The organism is Frankia torreyi, from assembly GCF_000948395.1.
GTDB classification, from domain to species: Bacteria; Actinomycetota; Actinomycetes; order Frankiales; family Frankiaceae; genus Frankia; species Frankia torreyi.
This window is the reverse complement of sequence record NZ_JYFN01000014.1, coordinates 97,706-121,588: the sequence shown is the minus strand read 5'-3', so window position 1 is coordinate 121,588 and position 23,883 is coordinate 97,706. Positions and strand designations below refer to the sequence as shown.

Annotated in this window: 21 protein-coding genes; 13 read left to right on the top strand and 8 right to left on the bottom strand. The window is 71.7% G+C overall.

The genetic code is table 11. From position 1 onward, the window contains the following. Position 1: 1 nt before the first annotated feature. The 3 genes from FF36_RS11460 to FF36_RS11450 are packed head-to-tail and all read left to right on the top strand — an operon-like array spanning position 2 to position 2,498. A complete protein-coding gene (locus FF36_RS11460; RefSeq protein ID WP_044884999.1) occupies positions 2-820 on the top strand; it encodes a GvpL/GvpF family gas vesicle protein in 819 nt (272 codons plus the stop codon). Beyond that, positions 817-1,467, top strand: a complete 651-nt coding sequence (locus FF36_RS11455) for a hypothetical protein (RefSeq protein WP_044884998.1) — start codon at positions 817-819, stop codon at positions 1,465-1,467. The genes FF36_RS11460 and FF36_RS11455 overlap by 4 nt, the downstream gene beginning before the upstream one ends. Positions 1,468-1,490: 23 nt before the next feature. Then, positions 1,491-2,498, top strand: coding sequence for an SRPBCC family protein (locus tag FF36_RS11450; protein ID WP_044884997.1), 1,008 nt, complete (start codon positions 1,491-1,493; stop codon positions 2,496-2,498). Positions 2,499-2,649: 151 nt separating this feature from the next. Here FF36_RS11450 and FF36_RS11445 read toward each other — a convergent pair whose 3' ends face one another. Together FF36_RS11445 and FF36_RS11440 are read right to left on the bottom strand one after the other, a co-directional pair. After that, positions 2,650-3,147 carry an SRPBCC family protein gene (locus FF36_RS11445; RefSeq protein ID WP_044884996.1) on the bottom strand — a complete coding sequence of 166 codons (498 nt, stop codon included), beginning with the start codon at positions 3,145-3,147 and terminating at the stop codon, positions 2,650-2,652. Next, a complete protein-coding gene (locus FF36_RS11440) occupies positions 3,144-3,611 on the bottom strand; it encodes an ArsR/SmtB family transcription factor (protein ID WP_044884995.1) in 468 nt (155 codons plus the stop codon). The genes FF36_RS11445 and FF36_RS11440 overlap by 4 nt, the downstream gene beginning before the upstream one ends. Positions 3,612-3,680: 69 nt before the next feature. Here FF36_RS11440 and FF36_RS11435 point away from each other — a divergent pair, with 69 nt between their 5' ends. Further along, positions 3,681-4,295, top strand: coding sequence for a transposase (locus tag FF36_RS11435; RefSeq protein WP_242418695.1), 615 nt, complete (start codon positions 3,681-3,683; stop codon positions 4,293-4,295). Positions 4,296-4,546: 251 nt separating this feature from the next. On the opposite strand, the gene FF36_RS11430 is transcribed toward FF36_RS11435, so the two are convergent. Next, complete coding sequence (locus FF36_RS11430; protein ID WP_236706225.1) at positions 4,547-5,029, bottom strand: DoxX family protein; 483 nt, start codon at positions 5,027-5,029, stop codon at positions 4,547-4,549. A 364-nt stretch (positions 5,030-5,393) separates the two neighbouring features. Here FF36_RS11430 and FF36_RS11425 point away from each other — a divergent pair, with 364 nt between their 5' ends. The 7 genes from FF36_RS11425 (at position 5,394) to FF36_RS11395 (ending at position 12,549) form a co-directional block, all read left to right on the top strand. Further along, positions 5,394-6,017, top strand: a complete 624-nt coding sequence (locus FF36_RS11425; RefSeq protein ID WP_044885038.1) for a TetR/AcrR family transcriptional regulator — start codon at positions 5,394-5,396, stop codon at positions 6,015-6,017. 482 nt (positions 6,018-6,499) lie between these two features. Continuing rightward, entirely contained in the window at positions 6,500-7,837 is a 1,338-nt protein-coding gene (locus tag FF36_RS11420; protein WP_044884994.1) for an aromatic ring-hydroxylating oxygenase subunit alpha, read from the top strand. Then, positions 7,834-8,244 (top strand): 2Fe-2S iron-sulfur cluster-binding protein, encoded by a 411-nt coding sequence (locus FF36_RS11415; RefSeq protein WP_044884993.1) that lies wholly within the window; start codon positions 7,834-7,836, stop codon positions 8,242-8,244. Before FF36_RS11420 ends, FF36_RS11415 begins: the two co-directional genes overlap by 4 nt. 132 nt (positions 8,245-8,376) lie before the next feature. Beyond that, on the top strand, positions 8,377-10,155 hold the full coding sequence (locus FF36_RS11410; RefSeq protein ID WP_242422439.1) for an FAD-binding protein: 1,779 nt from the start codon (positions 8,377-8,379) through the stop codon (positions 10,153-10,155). Then, positions 10,152-11,180, top strand: coding sequence for a thiamine pyrophosphate-dependent dehydrogenase E1 component subunit alpha (locus tag FF36_RS11405; RefSeq protein WP_082121835.1), 1,029 nt, complete (start codon positions 10,152-10,154; stop codon positions 11,178-11,180). Before FF36_RS11410 ends, FF36_RS11405 begins: the two co-directional genes overlap by 4 nt. Further along, a complete protein-coding gene (locus tag FF36_RS11400; RefSeq protein WP_044884992.1) occupies positions 11,177-12,187 on the top strand; it encodes an alpha-ketoacid dehydrogenase subunit beta in 1,011 nt (336 codons plus the stop codon). Before FF36_RS11405 ends, FF36_RS11400 begins: the two co-directional genes overlap by 4 nt. Before the next feature lie 131 nt (positions 12,188-12,318). Continuing rightward, entirely contained in the window at positions 12,319-12,549 is a 231-nt protein-coding gene (locus FF36_RS11395) for a lipoyl domain-containing protein (protein ID WP_044884991.1), read from the top strand. Positions 12,550-13,021: 472 nt separating this feature from the next. Here the strand turns inward: FF36_RS11395 and FF36_RS11390 are convergent, their stop codons facing one another. Further along, positions 13,022-13,849, bottom strand: coding sequence for an SDR family NAD(P)-dependent oxidoreductase (locus tag FF36_RS11390; RefSeq protein WP_044884990.1), 828 nt, complete (start codon positions 13,847-13,849; stop codon positions 13,022-13,024). A gap of 524 nt (positions 13,850-14,373) precedes the next feature. Between FF36_RS11390 and FF36_RS11385 the strand changes: the two genes are divergently transcribed. Then, positions 14,374-14,544 carry a hypothetical protein gene (locus FF36_RS11385; RefSeq protein WP_370657147.1) on the top strand — a complete coding sequence of 57 codons (171 nt, stop codon included), beginning with the start codon at positions 14,374-14,376 and terminating at the stop codon, positions 14,542-14,544. A gap of 38 nt (positions 14,545-14,582) precedes the next feature. On the opposite strand, the gene FF36_RS11380 is transcribed toward FF36_RS11385, so the two are convergent. The 4 genes from FF36_RS11380 to FF36_RS11360 all read right to left on the bottom strand — a co-directional run bounded on the left by FF36_RS11380 (position 14,583) and on the right by FF36_RS11360 (position 18,580). Then, entirely contained in the window at positions 14,583-14,873 is a 291-nt protein-coding gene (locus FF36_RS11380; protein ID WP_242422438.1) for an SDR family NAD(P)-dependent oxidoreductase, read from the bottom strand. A 239-nt stretch (positions 14,874-15,112) separates the two neighbouring features. Next, the gene (locus tag FF36_RS31475) at positions 15,113-15,562 is read right to left on the bottom strand and encodes an SRPBCC family protein (protein ID WP_052681053.1); all 450 of its coding nucleotides are present in this window, start codon (positions 15,560-15,562) and stop codon (positions 15,113-15,115) included. A 75-nt stretch (positions 15,563-15,637) separates the two neighbouring features. Further along, entirely contained in the window at positions 15,638-16,888 is a 1,251-nt protein-coding gene (locus FF36_RS11365; protein ID WP_044884987.1) for an NAD(P)/FAD-dependent oxidoreductase, read from the bottom strand. A 33-nt stretch (positions 16,889-16,921) separates the two neighbouring features. Continuing rightward, positions 16,922-18,580, bottom strand: coding sequence for a carotenoid oxygenase family protein (locus tag FF36_RS11360; RefSeq protein ID WP_044884986.1), 1,659 nt, complete (start codon positions 18,578-18,580; stop codon positions 16,922-16,924). A gap of 2,724 nt (positions 18,581-21,304) precedes the next feature. Here FF36_RS11360 and FF36_RS34105 point away from each other — a divergent pair. Beyond that, positions 21,305-23,869: a hypothetical protein gene (locus tag FF36_RS34105; RefSeq protein WP_128423292.1), complete on the top strand. Its 2,565-nt coding sequence runs from the start codon at positions 21,305-21,307 to the stop codon at positions 23,867-23,869. Positions 23,870-23,883 lie beyond the last annotated feature (14 nt).

The window sequence follows — 23,883 nt, the reverse complement described above, 5'->3', positions numbered from 1 at the left end:
CATGCCCGTCATCGTGTATGGCGTCACGCGAGCGGGGCATCCGGCTCCCGAACCCGCCCCGCCCGGCCTTGGACACCCCCCGGAACCGGTGCATCTGGTGCGGTTCGGGCCGTTGTCGGCCGCGGTGAGCTGCACCGCCGACGTCGGGGTCCTCGGCGACCAGGAGGCGGTGCACCATCTGGACATCCTGCAGCGGCTGCTGGCGCGAGGCCCCGTGCTGCCCCTGCGGTTCGGCACGGTCGCTCCCGACGAGGATGCCGTGCGCGAGGAGGTCCTCGCGCCGCTGGTCGAGGTGATGCCGGAGCGGCTCGACGCCGTCGATGGTCTCGTGGAACTGCGTCTTGACGTGGACGAGGACGAGCAGTCCGCGTTGCAGGCGGTGCTCCCCGGGTCGCCGGCGGCCGCGTATCCGCCACCGGACGATCTGGACGAGCGGATCAGGTTCGGGCAGGAGATCGCCGAGCTGGTCGTGCAGCGGCGGCAGCGGCAGGCCGACGAGATCCTCAGTGAGCTGCAGCCGCTGGCCCGCTCCGATCGGCCGAGACGGCGACACGGCGGGGCGGAGGATCCCGTGCTCAGCTGGGCCTTTCTGCTGGCCGCCGACGACATCGAGACCTTCGACGCCGCGGTCGCGCGGCTGCGTCGGGCCCGACCGGAGCTCTCGATCGAGTACGTCGGGCCGTTGCCCGCCATCGATTTCATAGAAATCCCCACCATCACCCGGGCTTCAGCGGCAGGACCCGCCGACTCGTTTGCGGGCACCGGCCGCTGGGGCTGGGGACCGGAGGGGGACGAACGCAAGGGAGATGACCAACCGTGAGCAATGCGAAGATCGCCGCGGCGCTCGTCGGTGGCTACGTCCTCGGCCGGACCAAGAAGGCGAAGGCGGCCATCGGCGTGGCGCTCTGGCTCACCGGACGCAATCACGATCCCAAGGATGTCCTGCGGGATCAGGCCGTGAAGCTGCTGAAGTCCCCCCAGGGCGAGCAGCTGCTCGCCCAGGTGCGCGGGCCGGTCGTGGAGGCCAGCCGGCGCGCCGCCCTGTCGGTGTACGAGGCCCAGGTCGAGCGTCTCACCGAGAACCTGCAACAACGTACCCAGCAGTTCACGGAGACCCTCACGGAGAAGGGCGGCACCACCGCGAAGGCGGCGGCCGGAGCCGTGAGCGACGTCCTGAAGACAGTGCCCGGCGCCGGCGGAAAGACCGACGAGCAGGCACCCGCGGGACAGGAGACGGACGGCGGCCCCGGCGATCAGGCGGACGGGACCACCAGTGATCAGGCGGACAGCGGCCCCGGCGATCAGACCGAGGAATCCGACCAGGGGCCGGCGGAAGCGGAGCAGGAGGAGGCGGAGACCGAGGAACAGGGGCCCGACGACGGTGATGAGGGCCGCCGCCCCGCCGGCCGTGCCCCCGCACCCGATCGCGGCGCTCGTCGTCGCCCTCTCATGGCGGAAGCCGAGTGACGGCAGATCGACGAGGAGGGGACATGACGCAGACGACTGCGAAGCAGACGGGCATCATCGGCGCCCTGCGCGAGAACCCGGCGACGAAGAACCTGGTCGACCAGGCGAAGAACCTGGCGAAGGCGCGGGGTGCCCAGCTGGTCGGGAAGACGACGGAGCGGCTCACGTCGAGTACGGAAAAGCTGAACGTGCTCGCCGACCAGGGTGGTGCGGTCTCCGCGCTCAAGGCTGGTTCCCAGCAGCTGGCCAGTGGGAAGTCGCCGCTGCGGGCCGCGTTCGCGACGGCGGCCTCGGCGGCGAAGGACAAGGTCACGTCGGTGCTGCATCTCGGTGGCAAGGGGTCCGGTGGAAAGGGTGGGCCGCCGAAGGCCACGAACATCGAGGAGACGATCGACGTCGGGGTGCCGGTCTCCGTGGCGTATGACCAGTGGACGCAGTACCCGCAGTTCTCCCGCTTCATGAAGGGTGTCGAGGCGGTGGACGCGAAGAGCGAGACCGAGCAGAACTGGCGGGTCAAGGTCTTCAAATCCCGCCGGACCTGGGCGGCCAAGGTCCAGGAGCAGATACCGGACCGGCGGATCGTGTGGACCTCAGAGGGCCCGAAGGGCTCCACCAAGGGAGCCGTCACGTTCCACCCGCTTGCCGACGACCTGACCCGGGTGCTGCTGGCCATGGAATACTATCCGTCCGGACTCATGGAGAAGATCGGTAATATCTGGCGGGCCGGTGGTCGACGGGCCCGGCTCGATCTCAAGCATTTCCGCCGCTACATCACGATGCAGGGTGAGGCGAGCGGTTCGTGGCGGGGTGTGATCCGCGACGGCGAGGTCGTCCAACAGCCCGACGAAGGAGAACAGGGCGCGGAGGAGTCCGAGGGCACGCGGGACGCCGACGACGCGGCCGACTCGGGCCGCGGCGACGCCGGGCGGCCCGCGGGCGCGACACCCGGGCCCTCGGACGAGGACACCGGCGGCGAGTCCGAACAGACCTCCGACGCTGAAGCCAGGCCCAAGGCGTCGGTCGGCGGCTGATCGTCCATGCCGGCGGGACGTGCCGGAGGGTGATCTCGGCAGGCGGGCCGGGCCCGACGCCCGGGAGCCTCGTCGTCGCCGGCGAGGCTACGGCCGCGCGCAGGGCACGCGGTCAGGGCACGCGGTCAGGGCACGCGGTCAGGGCACGCGGTCAGGCCGGGGCTCCGGCCAGCAGGGCCTCGATCTGTCCCAGGGCCTCGGACATGCCCTCGACCATGCCCATGGACACCATCTGCTCCATCGCCTCGGACGAGGGGAAGGTGCTCTCGATCGTCATCACGGTCGCCGACTCGCCGTCCGCGGTGAGCTGGACGCGAACGATCGTGGTGGGCAGGTCGAGGTTGGGGCGGCCCGAGTCGTCGGCGAAGCCGTCCTCGAACTCCAGCCGGTGCGGGACGTCGACCGTCCGGACGCGCCACCAGCCATAATGCTTGTCTCCCTCCGGCCCGGTCATGAAGTACGTGACCGAGCCGCCGGGAGCCAGGTCGTGGTCGACGACGGTCGCCGGGTACGTCGGCGGCCCCCACCACCGCTCGAGCTGGCGCGGGTCGGCCCAGATCCGCCACACTCGCTGCGGCGGCGCCTCGAACCTGGAGCTGATGGCGAGACTGAGGGCCTCAGGATCCTTCTTCACGTCGATCACGGTCATGCGCGTCGCTCCTCGCCGTCTGCTCGTTCGTTGTCTGCTGGCCTGCCGTCTGCCGTGTCGCTGCTGGCTGTGTCGCTGCCTGCCCTGTCGCTGCCTGCCATGTCGCTATCGGATGGGTCGCTGTCGAACGGGTCGGGTTCGGCGAGGATCGCGGCCATCCGGTCGATGCGTCCCCGCCACAGAGCCGCGAGCTCGTCCAGCAGCCGATGAACCTCGCGCAGTGCGTCCGCGTTGCCCCGCACGCGCTGCTCCCGACCCTGCCGTCGCTTCGTGACCAGCCCGGCGCCCTCCAGTACCGCCACGTGCTTCTGAACGGCCGCGAAGCTCATCGGGAACCGCCGGGCGAGCTCGGAGACCGAATGCTCACCGGTCAGGGTGAGCGCCACGATCTCGCGCCTCGTCGCGTCGGCCAGGGCATGGAAGAGGCGATCGGCGTGCTCGACGGGGCCCTGATCTACAACCATTGAGTTGTACGTTAGCGGACACCGGCGAGCGAGGCAAGACGGGCGACTCCGGAACCGTCGGTCCGTGCGGTGGCCGCCGACCCGCCCGCCCCGCCCGCACCGGTGCTGCCGATGATGCCGGGCACGCTGGCGCGGATGACCCATGGCTACGTTCGGCGCGGCACGACCAGCCTGTTGACCGCCCTCGATCCGGTGTCGGGGTCAGTGATCGCCCAGACCTACCGGCGGCACCGCCACCCGGAGGTCCTGCGTTTCCTCAAGCTGATCGACTCCTCGGTCCCGGTCGGCTACGACCTGCGCCTGATCTTGGACAACTACGCCACCCGCAAGACCCCGGCAGTGAAGAACTGGCTGCTGCGCTACCCGCGGCTCCACCTGCGCCTCGCCCCGACCTCGGCGTCGTGGATGAACCTCGTCGAGCGCTGGTTCGCTGAACTGACCACCCGCAAGCTGCGCCGTTCCACCCATCGCCGTGTCGTCGAACTCGAAGCCGACATCCACAAACGGATAAACGCGTGGAACAAACGAAAGGTCCCGCGACAAGCATCTGTCACCCCGGCCTGCGATCAACCAAGAAACGTGGGACGCGGTGTGATGATGCAAGAGTATTCTTCCGAGCAGAGTCGCCGTTGCGCATCCGGGAATGGGAGTGTGTCTGCGGGGCGGTACATGATCGGGATGTGAAAATGGCGAGGACGGTCGGCTTCGGGGGAGGGCGGTCGTCCGCGCGGGGACGGCCGGCCGGTCTGCGGTCCGCATCGCCTTGCCGGCCGGCCGCCACGACCCACGCCCAACCCGTGGCTGTCGCGGATGCCCGGTACGCGCCCCTCATCCGGCCCTCATCCGGCGGTTGTCCGCGCGGTGCCGCCGCCGGGACGTCACAGTCGACGATCCCCGGTCAGCCCCGGGCGAAACCCCGACGGTCGCCGACCCGCTCAGCCGCGGATGAGCAGTACGACGGCTGCGGTCACGCCGCCCAAGGCGACGGCGCCGACGGCGACGTCGAGGCGGTTGTCGCGCAGGACGGGCAACCGGGCGTCGACCGAGAGGCGACCCGGGCCGGTCAGGGCGAGGGACAGGGCGGCCATGGCGATCAGGATCTCGTACTCGATGCCGTCCGGTACGAAGAAGCCGCCGCCCCAGCGGGTCGCCATGGCGTTGATGAGCGTGCCGAGGAGCGCGGCGGCGGCGAGCGGGGTGAGCAGGCCGAGGGCCAGGCCGATTCCGCCGAGGGTCTCGGTGAGCCCGGCGACGACGGCGAAGGCCCGGCCCGACGGGTAACCGGCGCTGGTGAAGAACGCCGCAGTGCTGTCGAGGCCGCCGCCGCCGAACCAGCCGAACAGCTTCTGGGTGCCGTGGCCGGCCATGGTGACGCCGACGGTCAGGCGCAGCAGGAACAGGCCGAGGTCGAACCCCATCGGCGCCGGACGTCGTCGTGCCTTCTCTGCGCGTGCGTCGCCTGCTCCGATGATCGCTTCGTCTCCCGTCCGGCCAGGGGCTGCTTGGTGCGCATCCAATGTCATTAACGCATCGTATACAAGCGATCACTTTTCGCATCCGCTGCTCCGGCCACGATCGACCCCTGGGGAGGGATCACATCCGGCTGGATGCGTCGAGGTCCTCGTAGAAGTCGCGGACGGTCTGTGCGGTGAGCGACGTCCCACGTCCCACGTCCCGAGGCGCGAACGCGGGCCGGTGCACGCCGGGGATACTCGGGGTTGGCCCGCACCACACCGGGCGGTGGCGACCTCGGCCCGGCGGGCCGACCTGGAGGAGCGTCGGATGAAGTCGTCGGCCCGCCTCGGCCGCCCGGTGAACGCCGACGCCGAGCGCACCCGGCGGCGCATTCTGCTCGCGGCGATGACGCATGTGGCCGAGGTGGGGTATTCGAGGGCGACGATGAAGTCCATCGCCGAGCAGGCGGATCTGACGAGCGCGGCGATCTACCGGTACTTCCCGTCCAAGGCGGACCTGGTCCTCCAGGCACTCGACGACGTCTTCGCGGACGTGGTGGGGCGGCTGGAGGCGGCGGCCTTCTCCGTCGAGGGCTTCCGGGCCCGGCTGGTCGCGTTGCTGGAGGAGGCCCTCGCATGCATGGCGGATCACCCCGCGATGACCCGTTTCGAGGCGAGCCTGCTGTTCGAGTCGACCCATTCCCCGGAGTTCGCGGCCGCGGTGGGATACCGCCGCCACACCGAGGAGACGCTCTACCGCCGGCTGGTCGTCGAGGCGGTCGAGGTCGGTGAGCTGCCCGGCGGCACCTCCGTCCAGGCCATGGTCGACCTGCTCACCTCGGTGAGCTGGGGGTTGACTCATCTGTCGGTGACCGCCACGGCCGACCGGCATCGGGCGGCCATCCGACTGACCGAGTCGCTGCTCGCCCAGGGGTTCCCGGTCGGCTCCTGAGCCCGCCCCCACCCGGCGGGGACCCGCTCGCCCAGCGCGAACCCGCCCGCGCCCCGCATCGGCACCGGCCCGCGTCCCGCATCGGCACCGGCCGGCGCCCCGCGTCGGTACCCGCGCGGCTTCGCGTCGGCCTCCACGCGGTGCCGCATCAGCACCTGCGCCGGGCCCGCGAGCCTGTCGCGAGTTCCGCGCCGCGAGTTCCGCGCCGCGAGTTCCGCGCCGCGAGTTCCGCGCCGCGAGTTCCGCGCCGCGAGTTCCGCGCCGCGAGTTCCGCGCCGCGGGTGTCGGGCGGGTCGCGCCGCCGACGTGGCCGATTCCTGCCGATCCATCGCCGTTCGACCGTTGACATGAGCTGCGTCACATCTTAAAGTAAGTAACTGTTCATTTACTTCCTCGCAGTTGCCGAACGATGTCGCCGGATGTGGCGCGCCGGGGGACCGGACGCGCACCGCAGCGGGCGCGCCCTCGAAGGAGGAGATGAGTTGACCATCCACGCCGAACCGGAGGCTCCCGGGCGGGCGGCGCCGGCCTTCCCCCACGCGATCACCGATCCCTCACGCGTACCGGTCGAGCGGTACTTCGACCGGGAATTCGCTCGGCGGGAGAAGGAGAAGCTGTGGCCGCACGCCTGGCAGTTCGCCTGCCGACTCGACGAGATATTACGCCCCGGTGACTTCACCGAATACCGCATCAACGACCAGTCCATCCTCATCGTGCGGGAGAGCGCCGACACCGTGAAGGCGTACTTCAACGCCTGCCGGCACCGGGCGACCGCGCTGGGAAACGGCACCGGCACGTTCCACGGTGGCCAGATCGTGTGCCCCTACCACGGCTGGCGGTGGAATCTGGACGGGTCGAGCTCCTACGTCTACGCGCGACGCGGTTTCGCGCCGGACTGCCTCGCCCCCGACTCCCTGCGCCTGCGCGAGTGCCAGGTCGGGACCATGTTCGGGCTGGTCTTCATCAACATGGATCCCGCGGCCCCTCCGCTGGCCACGGCGATGGCCGGAATCGCGTCGACCCTGGCCCCGATCGGGTTCGAACGGATGCGGGTCCGCTGGTGGCGCCACCTCGTTCTTCCGGCGAACTGGAAGATGGCGCAGGAGGCCTTCATGGAGGCCTACCACATCATGCAGGCGCATCCGTCGCTGAGCATGGGCGCGGCGGACGACGACTACGACATCGACGTGCTCGGCGGCAACTTCGAGTGCTTCGCCGGCGGGCATGCGCACCTGCGGCCCAGTGACGGTTCGGTGCCCGTCCCCGGCATGTCCGTGGCCGACTACTTCACCCAGTTCAACAATGCGCTGTACGTCGGGACCGACGCGTACGCGACCGATCGGGAGATGTTTCTCCAGCAGAGCCTGGCGAAACGCGACATCGACCCGGACGAGTACCCCATGGCCTTCTTCGGGGCGCTCTACGAGTATGCCGCCGGCGCCGGCATCCCGCTCCCGCCGCCGGCCACCGACACCACCGGCTACGCGCACATCTTCCCGAACATGACGGTGCTCCCCGCGTACGGGAACTCCATCATCTACCGGGTGCGGCCGAACGGGGACGATCCCGAGTCCTGCCTGTTCGAGGTGTGGGCGGTCCAGATTCCCGCCGACGGCGACGACGAGCCCGACCCGCCGGTTCTCGAAGGCCCGATCGCGATCGAGGACTGGCCGCAGATCTTCAAGGAGGACTTCCAGAACATCTCGGCCCAGCAGAAGGGCGTGCACACCCAGGGTATGCGCGACCTGGTCCTCTCCGGCCGGTACGAGTCGATGATCGTGAACAGCCATCGGGTGATCGACGAATACCTGTCCCGATGACGCGTCGCCCGTCGCGGGTCCGGGTCGAGCCCGCCGGGATCGACCTGCAGGTCGGGGTGGGGGAGACCGTCTTCGCCGCCGCGCTGCGCACGGACCTGACCTGGCCGACGATCTGCTACGGCCAGGCCCGGTGCACCGCCTGCGCGCTGCGGGTCATCGACGGCCACCAGAACCTCGTCCCGCCGGATTCCGTCGAGCAGGGTGTACTGCGCCAGCTCGCCAGCCGACACGGCAGGCGGTCCAGCCGCGACACCAGGCTGGCCTGCCGGCTCACCGTCACCGGCGACGTGACGGTCGAGAAACGGGGCGTCCGACCGAATTCCCAGGACGCCCCGGACGACGGTTCCGTGGTGGCACCGGCGCGGACCGCGGCCACCCTCCCCGAACCGGAAAGCCTGAATCCCTGACAGTCGTGCCGGAGCTCACCGAGGGAGTGCTCCGGAACCGAGGAGCGAGCATCCATGGATTCATCTGAACCGGCCCACTTAGCTGAGCCGACCCACTTATCTGAACCGGCCCACTTAGCCGAACCGGCCCGCTTGTCCGCGACCGCTGGTTCCGAGACAGCCGCCGGCGAGACAGCCGCCGAGAAAGCCGCCGAGACTGCCGCACAGAAAGCCGCCGAGACGTTTGACGTGGTCGTGGTCGGGTTCGGCGGGGCGGGGGCGTGCGCGGCGATCGCGGCCGCCGAGCGCGGCGCCTCCGTCGTCGTCCTGGACCGTTTCTACGGCGGCGGTTCGACGGTGCACTCGGGCGGCGTCGTCTACGCCGGCGGTGGCACGGCCCAGCAGACCCAGGCCGGGGTCACCGATACGGTCGAGGGCATGTACGAGTACCTCCGCCTGGAGGTCGGCGACGCCGTCTCCGCCGAAACGCTGCGCCAGTTCGTCGAGGGCAGCCGGGAGATGGTCGAATGGCTCGGCCGGCAGGGGGTCGAGTTCGAGGGCAGCCTGTGCCCCTACAAGACGTCCTACCCGACGAACCGGCATTACCTCTACTACTCCGGCAACGAACTGGCCTCCGGCTACGCCGACGTCGCGCCCCCGGCGCCGCGGGGGCACCGTACCCACGCGAAGAACTTCTCGGGGGCGACCTTCTACGGCCGGCTGCGGGATTCGGCGCTGCGCCTGGGAGTCACGTTTCGCCCGCTCGCCGAGGCCCGCGGCCTCGTCGTGGAGAACGGCCGCGTGGTCGGCGTCGACTACGACGCGCCACCGCCGGGACGCCAACCGGGCGGATGGCACCGGACGTACACGGAGCTCGCGGCGAAGGCCCACGTGTGGAATCCGGCGCTCGGGGCCCGACTCGGCGCGGTCGGGGTCGCCGCCGCCCGCCGGCGTTCGGTGCCCCGGCGGGTCCGGGCGACCGGCGGGGTGGTGCTGACCACCGGCGGGCACGGCTTCAACCGGGAGCTCGTCGCGCGCCACGCCCCCGCCTGGGCTGGGCTGACGGCGCTCGGCACGGCCGGCGACACCGGGGCCGCCCTCGACCTCGCCGCCACGGTGGACGCCGCCACCTCGCACCTGGAGAAGATGTCCGGCTGGCGGTTCCTCTCCCCGCCCTCGGACTTCATGCGCGGGATCGCCGTGAACGACCAGGGCGACCGCTTCGCCAACGAGCAGCTCTACGGCGCGACCTTCTCGGCGCCCCTCGTCGAGGAGCAGCACGCCCGCGGCTACCTCATCGTCGACGCCGAGACGTGGCGTCGGGCCCGGGGCCAGATCCGCACGCAGTCGGCGTTCTTCCACCTCCCCCAACTGGCCTACCTGTTCGGCCCCGCCGGCCACCGGCGCGCCGCGACTCTCGGCGAGCTGGCCCGCCGGGTGGGCATCGACCCGGCTGGTCTGGACAAGACGGTCCGGGAGTACAACGACACGGCGGCGGCCGGCCTGCCGGACCGGTTCGGCAAGACCGGCGAGTTCCACCGTGCGATCGGCGACGGCCCCTACTACGCGGTGGACGTCTCGGCCCGCACGTCGTCGCTCTACCCGTTCCCGTTCATCACCCTCGGCGGCTTGGTGGTCGACGGGGACAGCGGCGCGGTTCTGCGCCGCGACGCATCGATCGTGCCCGGCCTGTACGCCGGCGGTCGGGCGGCGGTCGGCCTGTGCAGCAACAGCTACGTGTCCGGGCTCTCCCTCGCCGACGCCGTCTTCTCGGGCCGGCGCGCCGGTGCACATGCGGCGGGCAGAGCCGGCCATTTCGGTCAAGCCGTCCATTCCACGCAGTCGGGCCACTCCGCGCAAGCCGGCGGCCATTCCAGTCAAGCCGGCCGTCCCGGCCACGCCGTTCACTCCAGGCAAGGGGAGCTCACGTGAGCATCTCGGCACCCCCGGACTCCGCCGACGCGGTCGACTTCTCCGCGTCGCCGGGGATCGACGTCCAGCTCGGCCTGTTCCGCACCGCCACCCGGATCGCGCGGTTCGACGAGAAGTACCGCTCCCTGATGACCAGCGGCGCAATCGGGGGCATGTACTACTCGCCGCGCGGGCAGGAGTTCGCCGCCGCGTCCGTCGCCGCCCACCTGCGTCGCGACGACTACGTCGTCACCACCTACCGCGGGTTGCACGACCAGATCGCCAAGGGTGTGCCGCTGCGCGAGCTGTGGGCCGAGTACCTCGGCAAGGCGGCCGGCACCTGCGCGGGCAAGGGCGGCCCGATGCACGTCACCGCGCCCGAGTACGGGCTCATGGTGACCACCGGCGTCGTCGGGTCGGGCCTGCCGATAGCCAACGGGCTGGGCCTGTCGGCCCAGCTTCGCGGCACCGACCAGGTCACCGTGGTCAACTTCGGCGACGGTGCGTCCAACATCGGTGCCTTTCACGAATCGTTGAATCTGGCGTCGATCTGGCGCCTGCCCGTCATCTTCGTCTGCCAGAACAACCAGTACGCCGAATACACCCCGCTGCGCGAGGGAACGTCGGTCGACCGGATCGCGAAAAGGGCGGCCGCGTATTCCGTTCCCGGGGTCACGGTGGACGGCAACAATCCGATCGAGCTGTACAACGCCGCCGGCGCCGCGGTCGAGCGGGCCAGGTCCGGCGGCGGCCCGACGCTGCTGGAGGCGATGACCTTCCGGTTCTGCGGCCACATCATGGGCGACCAGCAGGTCTACATGCCCGCGGAGGAACTGCGGGCCGCCATCGCCGCCGACCCGCTGGTCCGCTTTCGGGCGCAGCTCGCCGTCCACGTCGGCGAGGACGAGCTCGCCGCGGTCGAACGCGCCGCCGCGGACGAGGTGGCGGACGCCTGGGAGTTCGCGCGGACCGCCGAGCTGCCCGCGGTGAGCGAACTGACCACCGACGTGTACGCGGACACCGCGCAGGACGGAGTGACGGCATGACGACCGCAGGGACGGCGACGCCCGAGACGGCCCGCACGCTCGGCATGGTGCAGGCCATCAACGAGGCCCTCGACGTCGCGCTGAGCACCGACCCGGCGGTCTTCGCGCTCGGGGAGGACATCCAGGAGCCCGGCGGCGGGGGGTTCGGCGTCCACAAGGGCCTGGGCGTGAAGCACGGCGCGCACCGGGTGCGCATGACCCCCATCTCCGAGCAGGCCATCATGGGCGCGGCCATCGGTGCGGCCATCTCGGGCCTGCGGCCGGTCGCCGAGATCATGCTGATGAACTTCGTGCACGTCTGCATGGACCAGCTCGTCAACCACGCCGCGAAGCTGCGCTACATGTCCGGCGGCCGGACCCCGGTGCCGCTGACCGTGCGCACCGCCACCGGCGCGGGCGGCGGCTTCGGCGCGCAGCACTCGGACATGCTCGAGGCCCAGCTCGTGCACGCGGCCGGGCTCAAGGTGGTGGTGCCGAGCAACCCGGCGGACGCCAAGGGCCTGCTGCTGTCTTCCATCTTCGACGACGACCCGTGCGTGTTCGTCGAGGTGACCGGGCTGTACTTCGCCGCCCGCGGCCCGGTGCCCGAGGGGGACTACCGGGTTCCGCTGGGCCAGGCGAACATCGCCCGCGCGGGCGATGACGTCACGGTGATCACCTACGGACGCCAGGTGGCCGACTGCCTGGCGGTCGCCGAGCAGCTCGCGGGCGAGGGGGTGGGAGTCGAGGTGATCGACCTGCGCACCCTGCAGCCACTCGACACCGCGACCCTGCTCGGCTCCGTCGCCCGGACCCGCCGGGCCGTGATCGTCCACGAGGCGGTGCGGCGCAACGGCTTCGGCGCCGAGCTCTCCGCGACGATCCACGCCGAGCTGTTCGGCCAGCTCGCGGCACCCGTCGTCCGGGTCACCGCGCCCGACACGCCGGTGCCCTACGCGCGGTCCCTCGAGGAGGCCTACATCCCGAGCCGGTCGCGGATCGCGGCGGCCATCCGATCCACGCTCTGACCGAGCCGGCGATCCGTGCACGGATCGGTGCCCCGGACCGTGCACGGATACCTGCACCCAACCGTGCGCCCAACCATGCGCCAAAGCAGGCACCGGCCGAGGGCCGCGAACAGTCGAAGGAGACACGCCCGGTGGCGGAGGAACTGCGCATTCCCCAGCTCGGAGTGACGATGACCGAGGGCATCATCGGCGAATGGCTCGCCGACGACGGCGCCGCCGTCGAGGCGGGCCAGCCGCTCTACGTCCTGGCGACCGACAAGACCGAGACCGAGATCGAGGCGCCCGCCGCGGGCACGCTGGAGATCCTCGGTGTGCCGGAGGAGACCTACCCGGTGGGCACCCTGGTCGGCCGCATCGAATGACCGCGGGGCACCCCTGCGCCGGATTCACGTCCGTCGTCAGACACGTCCGTCGTCAGACAGGTCCGTCGTCAGACAGGTCAGGCGTCGACACGCTCGAAGGCGGAGACGCGCCGGTTTCCGCCTGGTCCGCTGCCCGCGCACGACGACCAGCAACTGAGGTGACCGTGACAACGACGTCAGCTGCGGCCGTTGCGTCCCGAAACCCGATGCGGGTGGGCCTGCGGTGCGACATGCGGGTGCCGGCCGAGTTCGGGCGCTCGACACAGGAGCTGTACGGTGCCGCCGCGGCACCACGGTCCGGGTGACACCCGTGCCGGTGCGGCAGCCGGGGCCGCCGGTGCTTCTGGGCGGCTCGTCCCGCGCGGCGGCCCGGCGCGCGGAACACATCGCCGATGGATTCGCGCCGATCGACGCACCGCTGATCGACTGATCGCGGGGTTCCCGCCCGGCCGGGCGGGAACCCCGCCGCGGTCTACCAGGCGGGGTGCAGCTCGCGGGCCCGGCAGAGGTCCTGGGCCTCGATCGTCGTGCCCAGCAGGGAGTCGGCGTCGGGGCTGTCCAGCAGCCAGCGCACGGTCGCGCCGATCGCCGAGGGGGGAGCGGCCCCGACGAGTTCCCGGCCGTAGTCGCGTACCGAGATCTCGTTGCGCTCGGTGGCGACGAAGCCGGGCTCGACGTTGAACACGCGCAGCCCACGCCCGGCGTATTCGGTGTGCAGGACCCCGACCAGCGGGTTTCCCGACGCCTTGCCGACGGCGTAGGCCAGCCCCCAGCCGCCCTGCCCGGCCGGGGCGGGCGGGACGAGCCACGCTGCGCCGGAGGTGATGGTGACGACGGCCCCGCCGCCGCGGGCGAGCATCGCCGGCAGCAGCGCGCGGGTGAGGATGACCGGGGCGATGCAGTGGGCCTCGAACATCTTCTCGTAGGCCTCGAGCGGGGTGTCGAGGAAGACGTCCATGATCCCGGGGCCGATGTAACGCCCGTTGTGGACGATGACGTCGACGCCGCCCCAGGTGTCGAGGAGGCGACGCGCGGCCGCCTCGACCGACGCCCGGTCGGTCAGATCGCACGGCACGATCAGGGCCTCGCGACCGCGGGCCTCGACCTCGGCGGCGGTCTCGGCCAGGCTGCCGGGTAAGGGTCGGGAATCGGTGTGGTGCACCGTCAGCGCGTTGTCGCGGATCTCGCCCGGCTGGACGGTGCGGGCCGAGACGGCCAGGTCGTAGCCGGCGTCGGCCAGGGACAGGGCGATCGCCTTGCCGATGCCCCGGCTCGCGCCGGTGACGAAGGCTGTAGCCATGGAACCTCCAGAGCAGAATTGGATCATCGTCAACCTATCGCCCTGCGGTGATCGCCGTCACGTCTGGCGGGGAGCCGGGCGACCTGCTGCGGCTGCTGGCGAGCCGGGTGCAGTTCCTGGTGGGCGCAGGGATCGCGTGCCCGGTGGCGCGACGACGAGCTGAGCAGGGTCGAGCGGCGCAGCTCGCCCGGTCCGAGCTGGTGTCCTGGACGACGCACAGCCGGCTGACGACCCGACCCCGGGGGCGGCCGACCTTGACAGGACGATCCGCTTTCGCCAGAATCGAATGTATGTTCGATCTCTTCGGAGTCCGGCCCCGCCTCGCCCCCGAGGGTCGCATCGCGCCCAAGAGCCACCTCGCGCCCAGGGGTCACGCCGCCCCTACGGATCATGCCGGTCCTACGGGTCGCGTCACGCCGGACGGTCGGATCCCGTCGCAGGTGGTCGGTCCCGGCGATGGCCGCCCGCTGTCGGACCGGGCGTCCTGCGGCCTCCCGCCGAGCGTGGCGCGGGTGGCGGCGCGGATGAGACTGTCCGCGGAGCTCCTCGCCGCCATCCTCGAGGTGGAGGGACGATCCCGGGCCACCCTCGACGACATGGAACGCGCGGACGCCCTCGCGGATGTCCTCCTCGCCCGCCGGCGGCAGCGGATCAACCGGCATCGCCCCGAGCTTGCCCGGACCGGTAATCCGTGACCACGGCCCGGCGGGCTGATCGCGGGCAGCCGGGCACGTCACCAGGGCACCACCCCCGCGTCGTCGAAGAAACCGCCGGTCGGGCCGTCGTCGGGCAGGGTCGCGAGCCGGATCGCGATCGCCGCGCCCTGCTCCGGGCTGCGGACGCCGCGGAAGCCGTTGAGGCCGGTCGCGGTGAATCCGGGGCACGCCGCGTTGATCAGGATGTTCGTGTCGTGCAGTTCCTCGGCGTACTGGACGGTGACGGCGTTGAGGAACGTCTTCGACGGCGCGTACCCGGACGGCCCCGGTCCGCCGGTTCGCGACCACACGCAGTTGCTGCAGCTCATCGCGCTCGGTCGCGCGTGCGCGATCCTGCCGGACTCGTGCCGAGCCCACCTGCGCGGCGACCTCGCCGCCGTGCCGGTGCTGGACGCGCCGACGGTTACGACGGTCATCGCGTGGCCACCGCACAGCCGCTCCAGAGCCGTCGCCGGCCTCGTCCGGACCGCGACGCGTCTCTAGCCAGGGCGGCCGGGCGGCCGGCGGGCGTTCCGAGCGGACCGGAGGAGGCGCCGGCCGGGCGGGGTCATTCCACGGGGTCGGCGGCAGGGTCGGCGGCGCCCTCGGTCAGCAGGCGGGCGAGGTTGGCGAGCCCCTCGACGGACTGCGCCCGCATCGCCTCGGCGAACGCGGGGCCCAGCTCGGGGAAGTCCACCGTCCGGCGAAAGCGGGTCCGTCCGTCGGCCAGAACGGCGAGGTCGTAGCCGATCCGCACCCGGCCGGCGTCGACGTTGGTGGTCAACTCCAGCCGGTGCGGACGGTCGCAGCCGACGATCGTCCAGGTCACGGTGTTGTCGACACCGGCGACAGTGACCTGCTCGCCGATTCGGTCGCCGAGTTGGGCCGGGCGGTCGACCTCCCCCGCGACACGTCGGGCGGTCGGGTGCCACCGCGGCCAGTACCCGGCCGTCGTGGTGAAGTCGAACACGGCCTCGATCGGCCGGTCGGTGACGAGCTCATCGCTTACCTGCGGCATGACAGCTCCCGAATGGCTGGTCAGGACTGAATGGCCGGTCAGGACCGAGTGGCTGGTCAGGACTGGGTGGCTTGGTCAGGACGGGGTGACGGGCGCCGGAGCGGGGGGCAGCAGGCGCAGGGCGGGGGGCATGCCGACCTCCTCGTAGAGGTCGGCGAGGCGATCGGGGGCGAAGAACTCCTCGCCGGGGTAGCCCCCGCCGACCATGGCGAAGAACTTCGCGCGGTAGGCCGGGCTGCGCGTCGCCGCGGACAGCGCCGCGTGCAGGAACGGCGGCAGCGTGAGTGCCGCCACGGCGACGGTGAACGCGAAGGTGCCCGCGCTTTCCCGGTCGCGTTGTGACGCGTAGTCCGCGACGGCCCCGTCGATCGGGGACTCGTCGGCCAGCCCTCGGTGCAGGGCCTCGGCGAGCAGCTCGGCGTGGCGGAAGGCGTCGGTGATGCCCCAGGCGGTGAGCGGGTCCTTGTGGTAGCCGGCGTCGCCGACCAGGGCCCAGCCGGGTCCGTGGGACCGGCGGTAGAAGCTGTCGGCGTAGCGCAGCCCTCGGAAGCGTTCCGTCCGCGTGGCGGCCCGCAGGTCCGCGCCGAACTCGGGCACGACGGCGGCCAGCACGGACCGGAAGCTGCCCTCGACGTCGGCTCGGAACTCGCCGTAGGCGTCCCGACGGCGCATGACCGCGACCATGGTGCGCCCGTCGTGGGTGGGGCAGCTCGCGAACTGCCGCCCGTGCGCCGTCCGGTTGTGGAAGCCCCAGTCGAGGCCGTCGAAGTAGGAGTAGTAGACGAACCCGCTCGCGGGCACGTCGCGGTAGACCTCCGCGCCCACCAGCCGGGCGATCGCCGATTCGACACCGTCCGCGCCGACGACGAACCGCCCGGCGAAGGCGTGCTCGGTGCCGTCGGAGTGGTATCCCCGGATCCCCGCCACCCGGCCGTTGGCGACGATCGTGGCGGTGACGGTGAAGCCCTCGATCACCTCGGCCCCGGCCGCGCGGGCCGCGTCGACGAGCAGCGCGTCGAGCACCGTGCGGCGTGGGCAGAGGACCTCGGTGATGCCGTCGATCGCCTCGGCGAAACCCTCGGCGTGGATGCCGTCGTAGGAGAAGGTCATGTGCCGCACCGGCGGCACCCCCGTCGCCCGCAGGCGGTCGAGCAGCCCCCAGTCCCGCAGCCGGGCGAGGCCCGTCTGGTGGATGAAGTGCGTCGACACGGTGTCGCTCGGGAAGGTGGCCCGGTCCACGACCAGCACCCGGTGGCCGCGGCGGGCCAGCAGCATGGCCAGCGGCGAGCCCGCGCAGCGCGCCCCGACGATGATCACGTCGTACATCGCTTCCTCGCTTCCTCGCTCCCTCGTCGTGCCTCAGCCGTACTGCTCGAGAACCCGGGCGATCACCGTGCGGGCGGCCGCGGGCAGGTCCCTCCAGCTCGGGTCGAGGTCATCGGCGAAGGAGCGCCGGTAGTCGGCCGGGCGCGTACGCAGCGTCGGGCTGTAGGCGGAGTGGAACTGGACGGAGAGCTTCAGCCCGGGTGCGCCGGCGATCGCCACCGGTCCGGCCCCCAGCGCCAGCGCGTCGAAGACCTGCAGTTCACTGCGGTCGGCGTGGTGCACGACGATGACCGCCCAGCCTGCGCCGCCCGCCGGATCGGGCACGTACACCGGCGACTCGCCCACCGTGCCGGCGGGGAACGACCAGGAGGACTGCTCCGTCATCGCCTCCGCGTCGAGGCAGACCAGCGAGGACGGGATCTCCTGGGACGGCAGCCGGTGCACGGGGACGACGCGCCAGGGGTGCGCGGCGTACAGGTCGACGATCCGGTCGACGAGCATCTCCGGGTCGCATCCCCAGTACGCCTGCCAGAGGTACCGGCCTCGTTCGAGCGCGCCGCGGCGCAGGTCGCGGCCGTACAGCAGGGTCGCCCAGTGCTGGTGCGGGGCCAGGAACAGCCGGCTGTCGCGGACCTCGCCCGTCCGACCGTCGATGACGTAGCGCCCGACGGGCGAGGCGTCGACGGGCGCCGAGATGAACCCGTGCAGCCCCGGGGCGAGGGCGGCGCCCGACCGCCAGACCCGGTCGGTGGCGGCCAGGCTGTAGTTGAGGTCCCAGCCGTTGGAGTGCGCGATGTACAGCGTCACGTCGTCGCCGTCCTGACGGTAGTCGGCGAAGTGGTGGAACGACTCGTAGGGGACGCGGGCGTGGGTCACCGGGACCGTGCGGCCACGCCGGGCCGCCGTCAGGTCCCGTTTGGCGACGAGGTAGATGTCGGTGAACGGCAGGTGCGGCTTCGTGCGGTTGCGGCCGGCGACGCTGCCCGGCTCCTGCTGGAAGCCGATCTCGGTGACGATGACGTAGTCCTGCGTCACCGTCACCTCGTGGACGCCCTGCACGAGATGCGCGCCGGGCACGCACCACGTCTCCACCGCCCCGGCGCCGTCCCAGCGCGCCACCCACAGCGTGCCCTCGACGTCCGTCGTCGACGTGCCCTGCGGGCGCAGCCGCGTATTGCACCACCACATGCAGCCCTCGTCGAGATCCTCGACCGGATGGGCCGCCGTCCGCACCCCGGCGAACAGCGGGTGCGCCGCCACCTCCGGATACTCGTCGACGCCCCCGAGGAAGCTGTGGAAGTCGAGAGTGATCGGGTCGACCTCGACCGGGCGCTGGCTGATGCCGGTGAGGATCAGCCGGTCACCGAACAGGTGCGGGGCGACGTTCGTCAGCGACGGCCGCGCACCGAGGGTGAGCGCGGCGAAGTCCGCGGCCGGCAGGGCCTGGCGCAGAGCGGCGAACAATGCCAGGTCGGGGGTGCGCACCCGGCTCGTCCGCCAGTGCCGGGCGCCAAGATCGACGTGGGTGAGAATCCCCGGTCCGGCGAACATGAAGCCGACCTCGGTCGGCTGGGCGGGGCCGATGAGATACAGGTGCCCGGCGAGGCCGGCCGGCCATCGGCCCGCCGTCACGGTCAGGCCGAGGTCGTAGTCGGCGCTCGTCTCGAGGGCATGGTGAAGAGCGTGGCCCACGGTGTACCCCTTCGCCGGGTGGCGTGCGGCAGCGCGCCGTCCGCGAGCCGCCCCGCGCCGGGTGCGGCACGCGCGGCCGACGGTCGGCGTGCCCCGACGCTACGACCCGCCGCCGGGTCCGTCCGGTGCGGATCAGGGTTTCCAACCGTGCCATAGGGAGCCGAACCGCCGCCTCGGTCAGGGGTACCAGGTTGGTGGGCCGGGGTAGGCGAGTGCGGGGCCGGGTTGGGGGCGGAAGTAGCGCCCCGATGGTCTGCTCCACAGCAGGCAGAGGGCGGTCGCGGCGACGAGGAGGACGGTCAGGTCCAGCAGGCGGCCGCTGAGGGTCGTCTCGACGAGCAGTCTGATGAGGATGCCGAAGGTCGCCACAACGAAGTAGATGGTGGCCAGTATCCGCCCCCAGTGACCGCCTCGGCGGCATCCGAGCACAGCCGAAAGCCAGAGACCCTCGCAGATCAGGCCGCCGGCCACCAGGAGCACGAGACCGCCGACGAGGCGCGCGTACGCATCCTGGGCGGTGAGTGCGTCGCTGTGGCCGGCGAGGTGGCGATAGCCGAAGTAGCGGGTGATCCCGATGTCGACGACGTCCGCCAGGGTCAGAGCCATGCCGAGGTACATGAGCCGCAGCGCGGTCCGCACGGACGCGGGCATCGCGGTCGCCCGCGTGGGCGAGTCGAAGTGCTGTTCGGAATCCCCGGCCCACATCAGCCCGACCCCGGTGACACCCGCCAGCGCCGTCGCCGCGTCTATGGAGCTGACCCATGAGTGTGCGCGGGTGTCTCCGAGCAGCTTGGCCAGCAGGAAGAGGGTGCCGAGCAGGCAGCCGCAGGTGGCCAGGACCCTGCCCCAGTTGTTTCCCTTCCGGCAACGGAACGCGACCCAGGTCCACGCGGCCGTCGCCGCGAGACCGCCCAGCTCGAACCAACTGATTGTCATGGCGGCCTGGCTGACGACGAGGTCACTGTTACCGATCGGGTCCTGGCTTGCCTCGCGCAGCGCGGCGTTGCCGTAGTTCCGGCTCAGCATGGGCACGGTGACCAGGGTGTTGAGAAGAGTCAACACGATTCCGGCGTACATGAACCGCAGCCCGACGCGGACGGTCGCCGCCATCGGCCGGTGCCGCGCGGCCGCCGGTCGGGCGTCGGCGAGCCAGGGGGCCGTCCGCTGCCACGCCTTTGTCGCGTAGTCCAGGCAGCCGCGCACGGCAAGGACATAGGTCCATTCGGTGCGGGTGGCCGCGCCCCAGGCACGCCAGCCCTCGCCAGGAACGTGCACCAGCAGATGGGCGGCGCCGGTCGGGTTCGCCGCGCGTGCTCCGTCGAAGAAGGCCCAGCCGGAGACCGCGTTGCAGAAGGCGGTCCAACCCTGCTCGCTCTCCCGTTTCCGTCGAGGTGGCAGCAGGAGGATGACGCGCTGGTGGGGCAGTCTTTCCGCGATCATCCGGAGCTCCCACAGTAGTCCGCAGTTGATCTCTGTCGGGGTGGCGGAGATCACGACAGCCAGGCTGTCCGCGGCGTAGGCCTCGACCTGATCCTTCCAGTTGACGTGCGGGAGATGCATTTTGGCGGCACCGAGTGTGCGAAGCCGGATGTTCGGGTCGTTGGCGGCGATCAGCGGGCCGTACTGGTTGAGTCGCCAGGCGAAGGTCTCCTCGAACGGTCGCGTCCGGCGAAGGGCCAGCTTGCCCACGAGGCCGCGCCTGCTGGGGCCGGCCGCCTCGATCCTGAATTCGTCGTCGCCGAAGTTGCGCAGGTACAGGATCGGTCGGCGCGGATCACGCTGCAGCAACGTCTGTGCCTCCTCGGTCAGCAGGCGCAGTCCGAGCCGGTCGAGGGCAACCGCGGCGGCTCCGAGCAGGGCGAGCATGGCTGCGGCCAGGCCATAGCGGAAAATCTCGCTCAGCAGAAAAGAGCCCGCCACGCTGGTGAGCGAGGGGCCGGCTCCGTCGGCCTGGCTCTGGCCCACACTCCCGAGCGTGATCAGGTCACCCACCTGGAACGCCGCGGCGGTGAAGACCGCTGGGAGGATCAACAGCTTGGCGATGAAACGCAGGCCAAGACCGATGGCGCTGCTGGGCCGGCGTTCGTCGGTCTCATAGACCTCGTCGGAGTAGAGCGGGTCTCGCAGAGCACGGCAGAGCGGAGTGAGCGCCAGTCCGCCGAGTATCAGCGCACAGACTGTCGCGAAGAACGGGACGCCTCCGCTGGGGCTCCGGTCGCCGGTCAGGTTTTCTGCCGCGCCGAAGTAATCGGCCACGAAGACCACAACGCCGCCACCGACCATCNTCCGGCGCGTGACCACCACCGTCGCCCACGCCAGCGAACGTCGCCGGATCCGGCCGACCTCCGAACCGACGTCGGTCCAGGACGGTGAGGCCGGGGGCAGGTCGTACGTCTCCCTGCGCCGACGTGCGCGCACGGCCCTGACCGCGATGAACACCGCGATGGCGATGAACGGAAACAAGAAGATCGTACTGGCGATGACGCTTTTCATTGCTCGGCCCCCGTAGTCAAGCAATCCCCCCGGATTACCTTAGCTAGGAAAGCAGCAACCGTGGCGCCTCGTCAGGTGTCGCCTGGGGTGGCCCTCCCGGTCGGGAGGAAGATCGTCCCCGGCTATCCTGGCGAGGTGCTGGGGGGAAAATTCTTTCGTATCGCGCGGCCGAGGGCGAAACGGCCTGGTCGCTGGTCTCTGGTCGCTGGTGCGGTCGCCGGCGTGATGCTGGTGACCAGCACCGCGGCGGCCTCGCCCGCGCTCGCCGCCTCGACGGGGACGTCGTCCCCGACACCGGCGATGATCGACCAGCCGCAGGTCGAAGGCGTGGGGAGCTGGACGCTCGCCTCGCGCGTGACCGGCCGGCTCTCCGTACCGGGCGTGGACGCGGGATGCCCGGCGGCGGCGCGGGCCTGGCGCGCGACCGGCGTGACCGTGTCATTGCGGGTGGTCACCTGCCGGACGGCGACGGACGCCGGGGTCTACGCCTGGCGCTTCCTGCGCCCGTTTGACCGCGACCCTGTTCGGCTGAAGCGGCACGCCGACCGTGTTCTGATCCTGATTCCGCCTCTCGACCGCGGCCTGCCCAGGCTGACCGGGGAGGTCCTCGAATCAGGTCGGACCGTTGTGCTCAGCTCGGTCGAGCTGGCGGACACCTCCCACCTCGACGCGACCGCCGTCCTGGACACGGTGACCGCACAGCAGTCCGCGCTCCTGCCCGATCCGCCGGACCGGGGCGGCCCACCAGACCCGCACTCGTCGACCGGCTTCCTCTCCGGCCTGCTGACCCTCGGCTGGTGGGCGCTGTTCTTCCGACCGTATGCGCTGTTCAACGCGGTCTGGCGAAGCCGCTACGCGACGCGGCGGGGCGACCCGCGCTGGTACGACGTCACTCGCCTCGCCCGTCGCCTGGCCTGGGCGCGCCGCGTGCGGGTGGCCGCGCGCGCCGCGACGGTGGTGCTGGTCGTGGGCATGGTTCTCGCTGCGCGGGTGCAGATCTGGTCGCTGTGCTCGGCGGCGGTGCTCGCGATCGTCGCCTGGGCGCCGCCGCCGGCCATGTTGGCGCCGAGGACGGCGCGCGTCGCCGCGGTGATGCGGGCGACCACCCGCACACTCCCCGGCCGGGACGCCCGGTACCGGGCGCTGACCAGCGCGGCCACGGTGCTCCTCGGCGCCGGACTCACCATCCTGGTCGCGCAGTACCTGCTGTCGACCGGCGGGCTCGAGGACGCGCCGATGCTCCGGGGTGGCTGGTTCGACCCGACCTACCTGGACGCGACCTCAGGCACGAGCCGAGTGTGCGCGCTGGTGCTCTGGCTCGCGCCGATCGGGCGGGCCGCCAGCGCCGGACCCCTCGCCGGAGCCCTGTGCCTGGCCACGGCGGTCGTGGCACGGCGCCTGGCCGCCCGCATCGCCCTGGCCGCGCCGCCGGTGCCAGCCTCGACCGCGGTGCCAGCCCCGACCGCGGTGCCAGCCCCGACCGCGGTGCCAGTCCCGACCGCGGTGCCGGTGCCGAGCACTGCGGCTGGTGGAGCGTCGGGCCCGTCGCTCGGGCCGCCCGTCCGCGCGCTCTGGCCACCGGACGAGTTCCGGCTCGCCGCCCGCGTGGTGGCCGCGCCGCTCGTCGATCGCTTCGCCTGGCCGCGCCGTCGCCCGTTCCGCCCGTTCGCACAGCAGTGGCTGGGGCGGCTGGGACCGTTCGCGCCGTTCGAGCGGGCGACGGAGCCGAGCGCGGCCGTGGTCGCCCTGGTGGGTGGGTCGGAGCATCTCGCGGCGGTGGACCGCGCCGCGCCGCGGCTCGACGCTGCGGCGGCCAACGCGCCTCTGTGCCTCGTTGTGCCGCCGCTTTCGGCCAAGGACCTGACCCCGCGGTGGCGGCTGTTCCTCACCGCCGCCGCCGGGCAGCCTCGGCTGGCTGGGCTGCTTCACTACGTTCGCCACGCCGGGCCACCGGAGCGGCTGGAGCAGGTCGTCTACTCGGGGACGCTGGTGGCGGTCCAGGCCGCCGACGGCTCCTGGCGGGTATGGGGCGCCCGCCGCCGCACCGAGTGGACCTACGCCGTCGCGATGAGCCTCGCCGCCGAGTTCCTCCTGGCCGAACGGGGATACGACCGGTCAGCGGTCGCGCGCCTGGCACTGACCGAGGCCCCTGCGGCCCCGACGGGACCGGGGATGCCGGAGGTGCCGGAGGCTCCGGTGATGACGGGACCGGCGGCGACGCGGCCCGGGGGCGCCCTCCCGCGTGCCGGCGAGGGGACGGCACCCGGCGCGTCGTGTGACTGGGATCCGCTGCGCGGCGCGCCGGTGGCATCCACGGTGACCGACGTGTTCCGCGACCTGGCCAGCAGGACCGAGGGACGCCCGGTCGACACCCGCGATGTCCTCCTCGCGCTACCCGCCGTCGACCACGGCGCGGACTGGCGGCGTGTCTGGATCGACACCGCTGACCCCGACTACCTGGCAGGGCTCCACGTCGCCGACGCGGATTCGGCGCCGGCCCTTGCCTACGCCGGTGCACGGCTGACCGGGACCTGCCTGCGTGCCCTGCGGCTCGCCGGCCTGATAGCGGCCCACTGGGAGCTGGGGCCGGTGCCGCCGGCAGTACTGGCCCTCGCGGTTGTGGTCGACCCGGACGGGGCGGCCGTGCAGGCGCTGGCCGCCGCCGGCCTGAGCGAGCGCGACGTCGTCGGCCTGGTCCGGGACGCCGTGCTCGGCATCAATCTGGAGAACCTCGACGAGCGCCTGCCGGAGTTGGCGCGGGCGGCCGGCATCCTGCCGCGAAGAGATGTTCCCTAGCGGCAGCCAGGCGT

Bases quoted from the DNA above. Each gene is read 5' to 3' on its own strand.
- FF36_RS11460 (WP_044884999.1), top strand. From the start codon at position 2: ATGCCCGTCATCGTGTATGGCGTCACGCGAGCGGGGCATCCGGCTCCC.
- FF36_RS11450 (WP_044884997.1), top strand. From the start codon at position 1,491: ATGACGCAGACGACTGCGAAGCAGACGGGCATCATCGGCGCCCTGCGC.
- FF36_RS11445 (WP_044884996.1), bottom strand. From the start codon at position 3,147: ATGACCGTGATCGACGTGAAGAAGGATCCTGAGGCCCTCAGTCTCGCC.
- FF36_RS11440 (WP_044884995.1), bottom strand. From the start codon at position 3,611: ATGGTTGTAGATCAGGGCCCCGTCGAGCACGCCGATCGCCTCTTCCAT.
- FF36_RS11430 (WP_236706225.1), bottom strand. From the start codon at position 5,029: ATGGGGTTCGACCTCGGCCTGTTCCTGCTGCGCCTGACCGTCGGCGTC.
- FF36_RS11425 (WP_044885038.1), top strand. From the start codon at position 5,394: ATGAAGTCGTCGGCCCGCCTCGGCCGCCCGGTGAACGCCGACGCCGAG.
- FF36_RS11415 (WP_044884993.1), top strand. From the start codon at position 7,834: ATGACGCGTCGCCCGTCGCGGGTCCGGGTCGAGCCCGCCGGGATCGAC.
- FF36_RS11400 (WP_044884992.1), top strand. From the start codon at position 11,177: ATGACGACCGCAGGGACGGCGACGCCCGAGACGGCCCGCACGCTCGGC.
- FF36_RS11390 (WP_044884990.1), bottom strand. From the start codon at position 13,849: ATGGCTACAGCCTTCGTCACCGGCGCGAGCCGGGGCATCGGCAAGGCG.
- FF36_RS11385 (WP_370657147.1), top strand. From the start codon at position 14,374: ATGAGACTGTCCGCGGAGCTCCTCGCCGCCATCCTCGAGGTGGAGGGA.
- FF36_RS11380 (WP_242422438.1), bottom strand. From the start codon at position 14,873: ATGAGCTGCAGCAACTGCGTGTGGTCGCGAACCGGCGGACCGGGGCCG.
- FF36_RS31475 (WP_052681053.1), bottom strand. From the start codon at position 15,562: ATGCCGCAGGTAAGCGATGAGCTCGTCACCGACCGGCCGATCGAGGCC.
- FF36_RS11365 (WP_044884987.1), bottom strand. From the start codon at position 16,888: ATGTACGACGTGATCATCGTCGGGGCGCGCTGCGCGGGCTCGCCGCTG.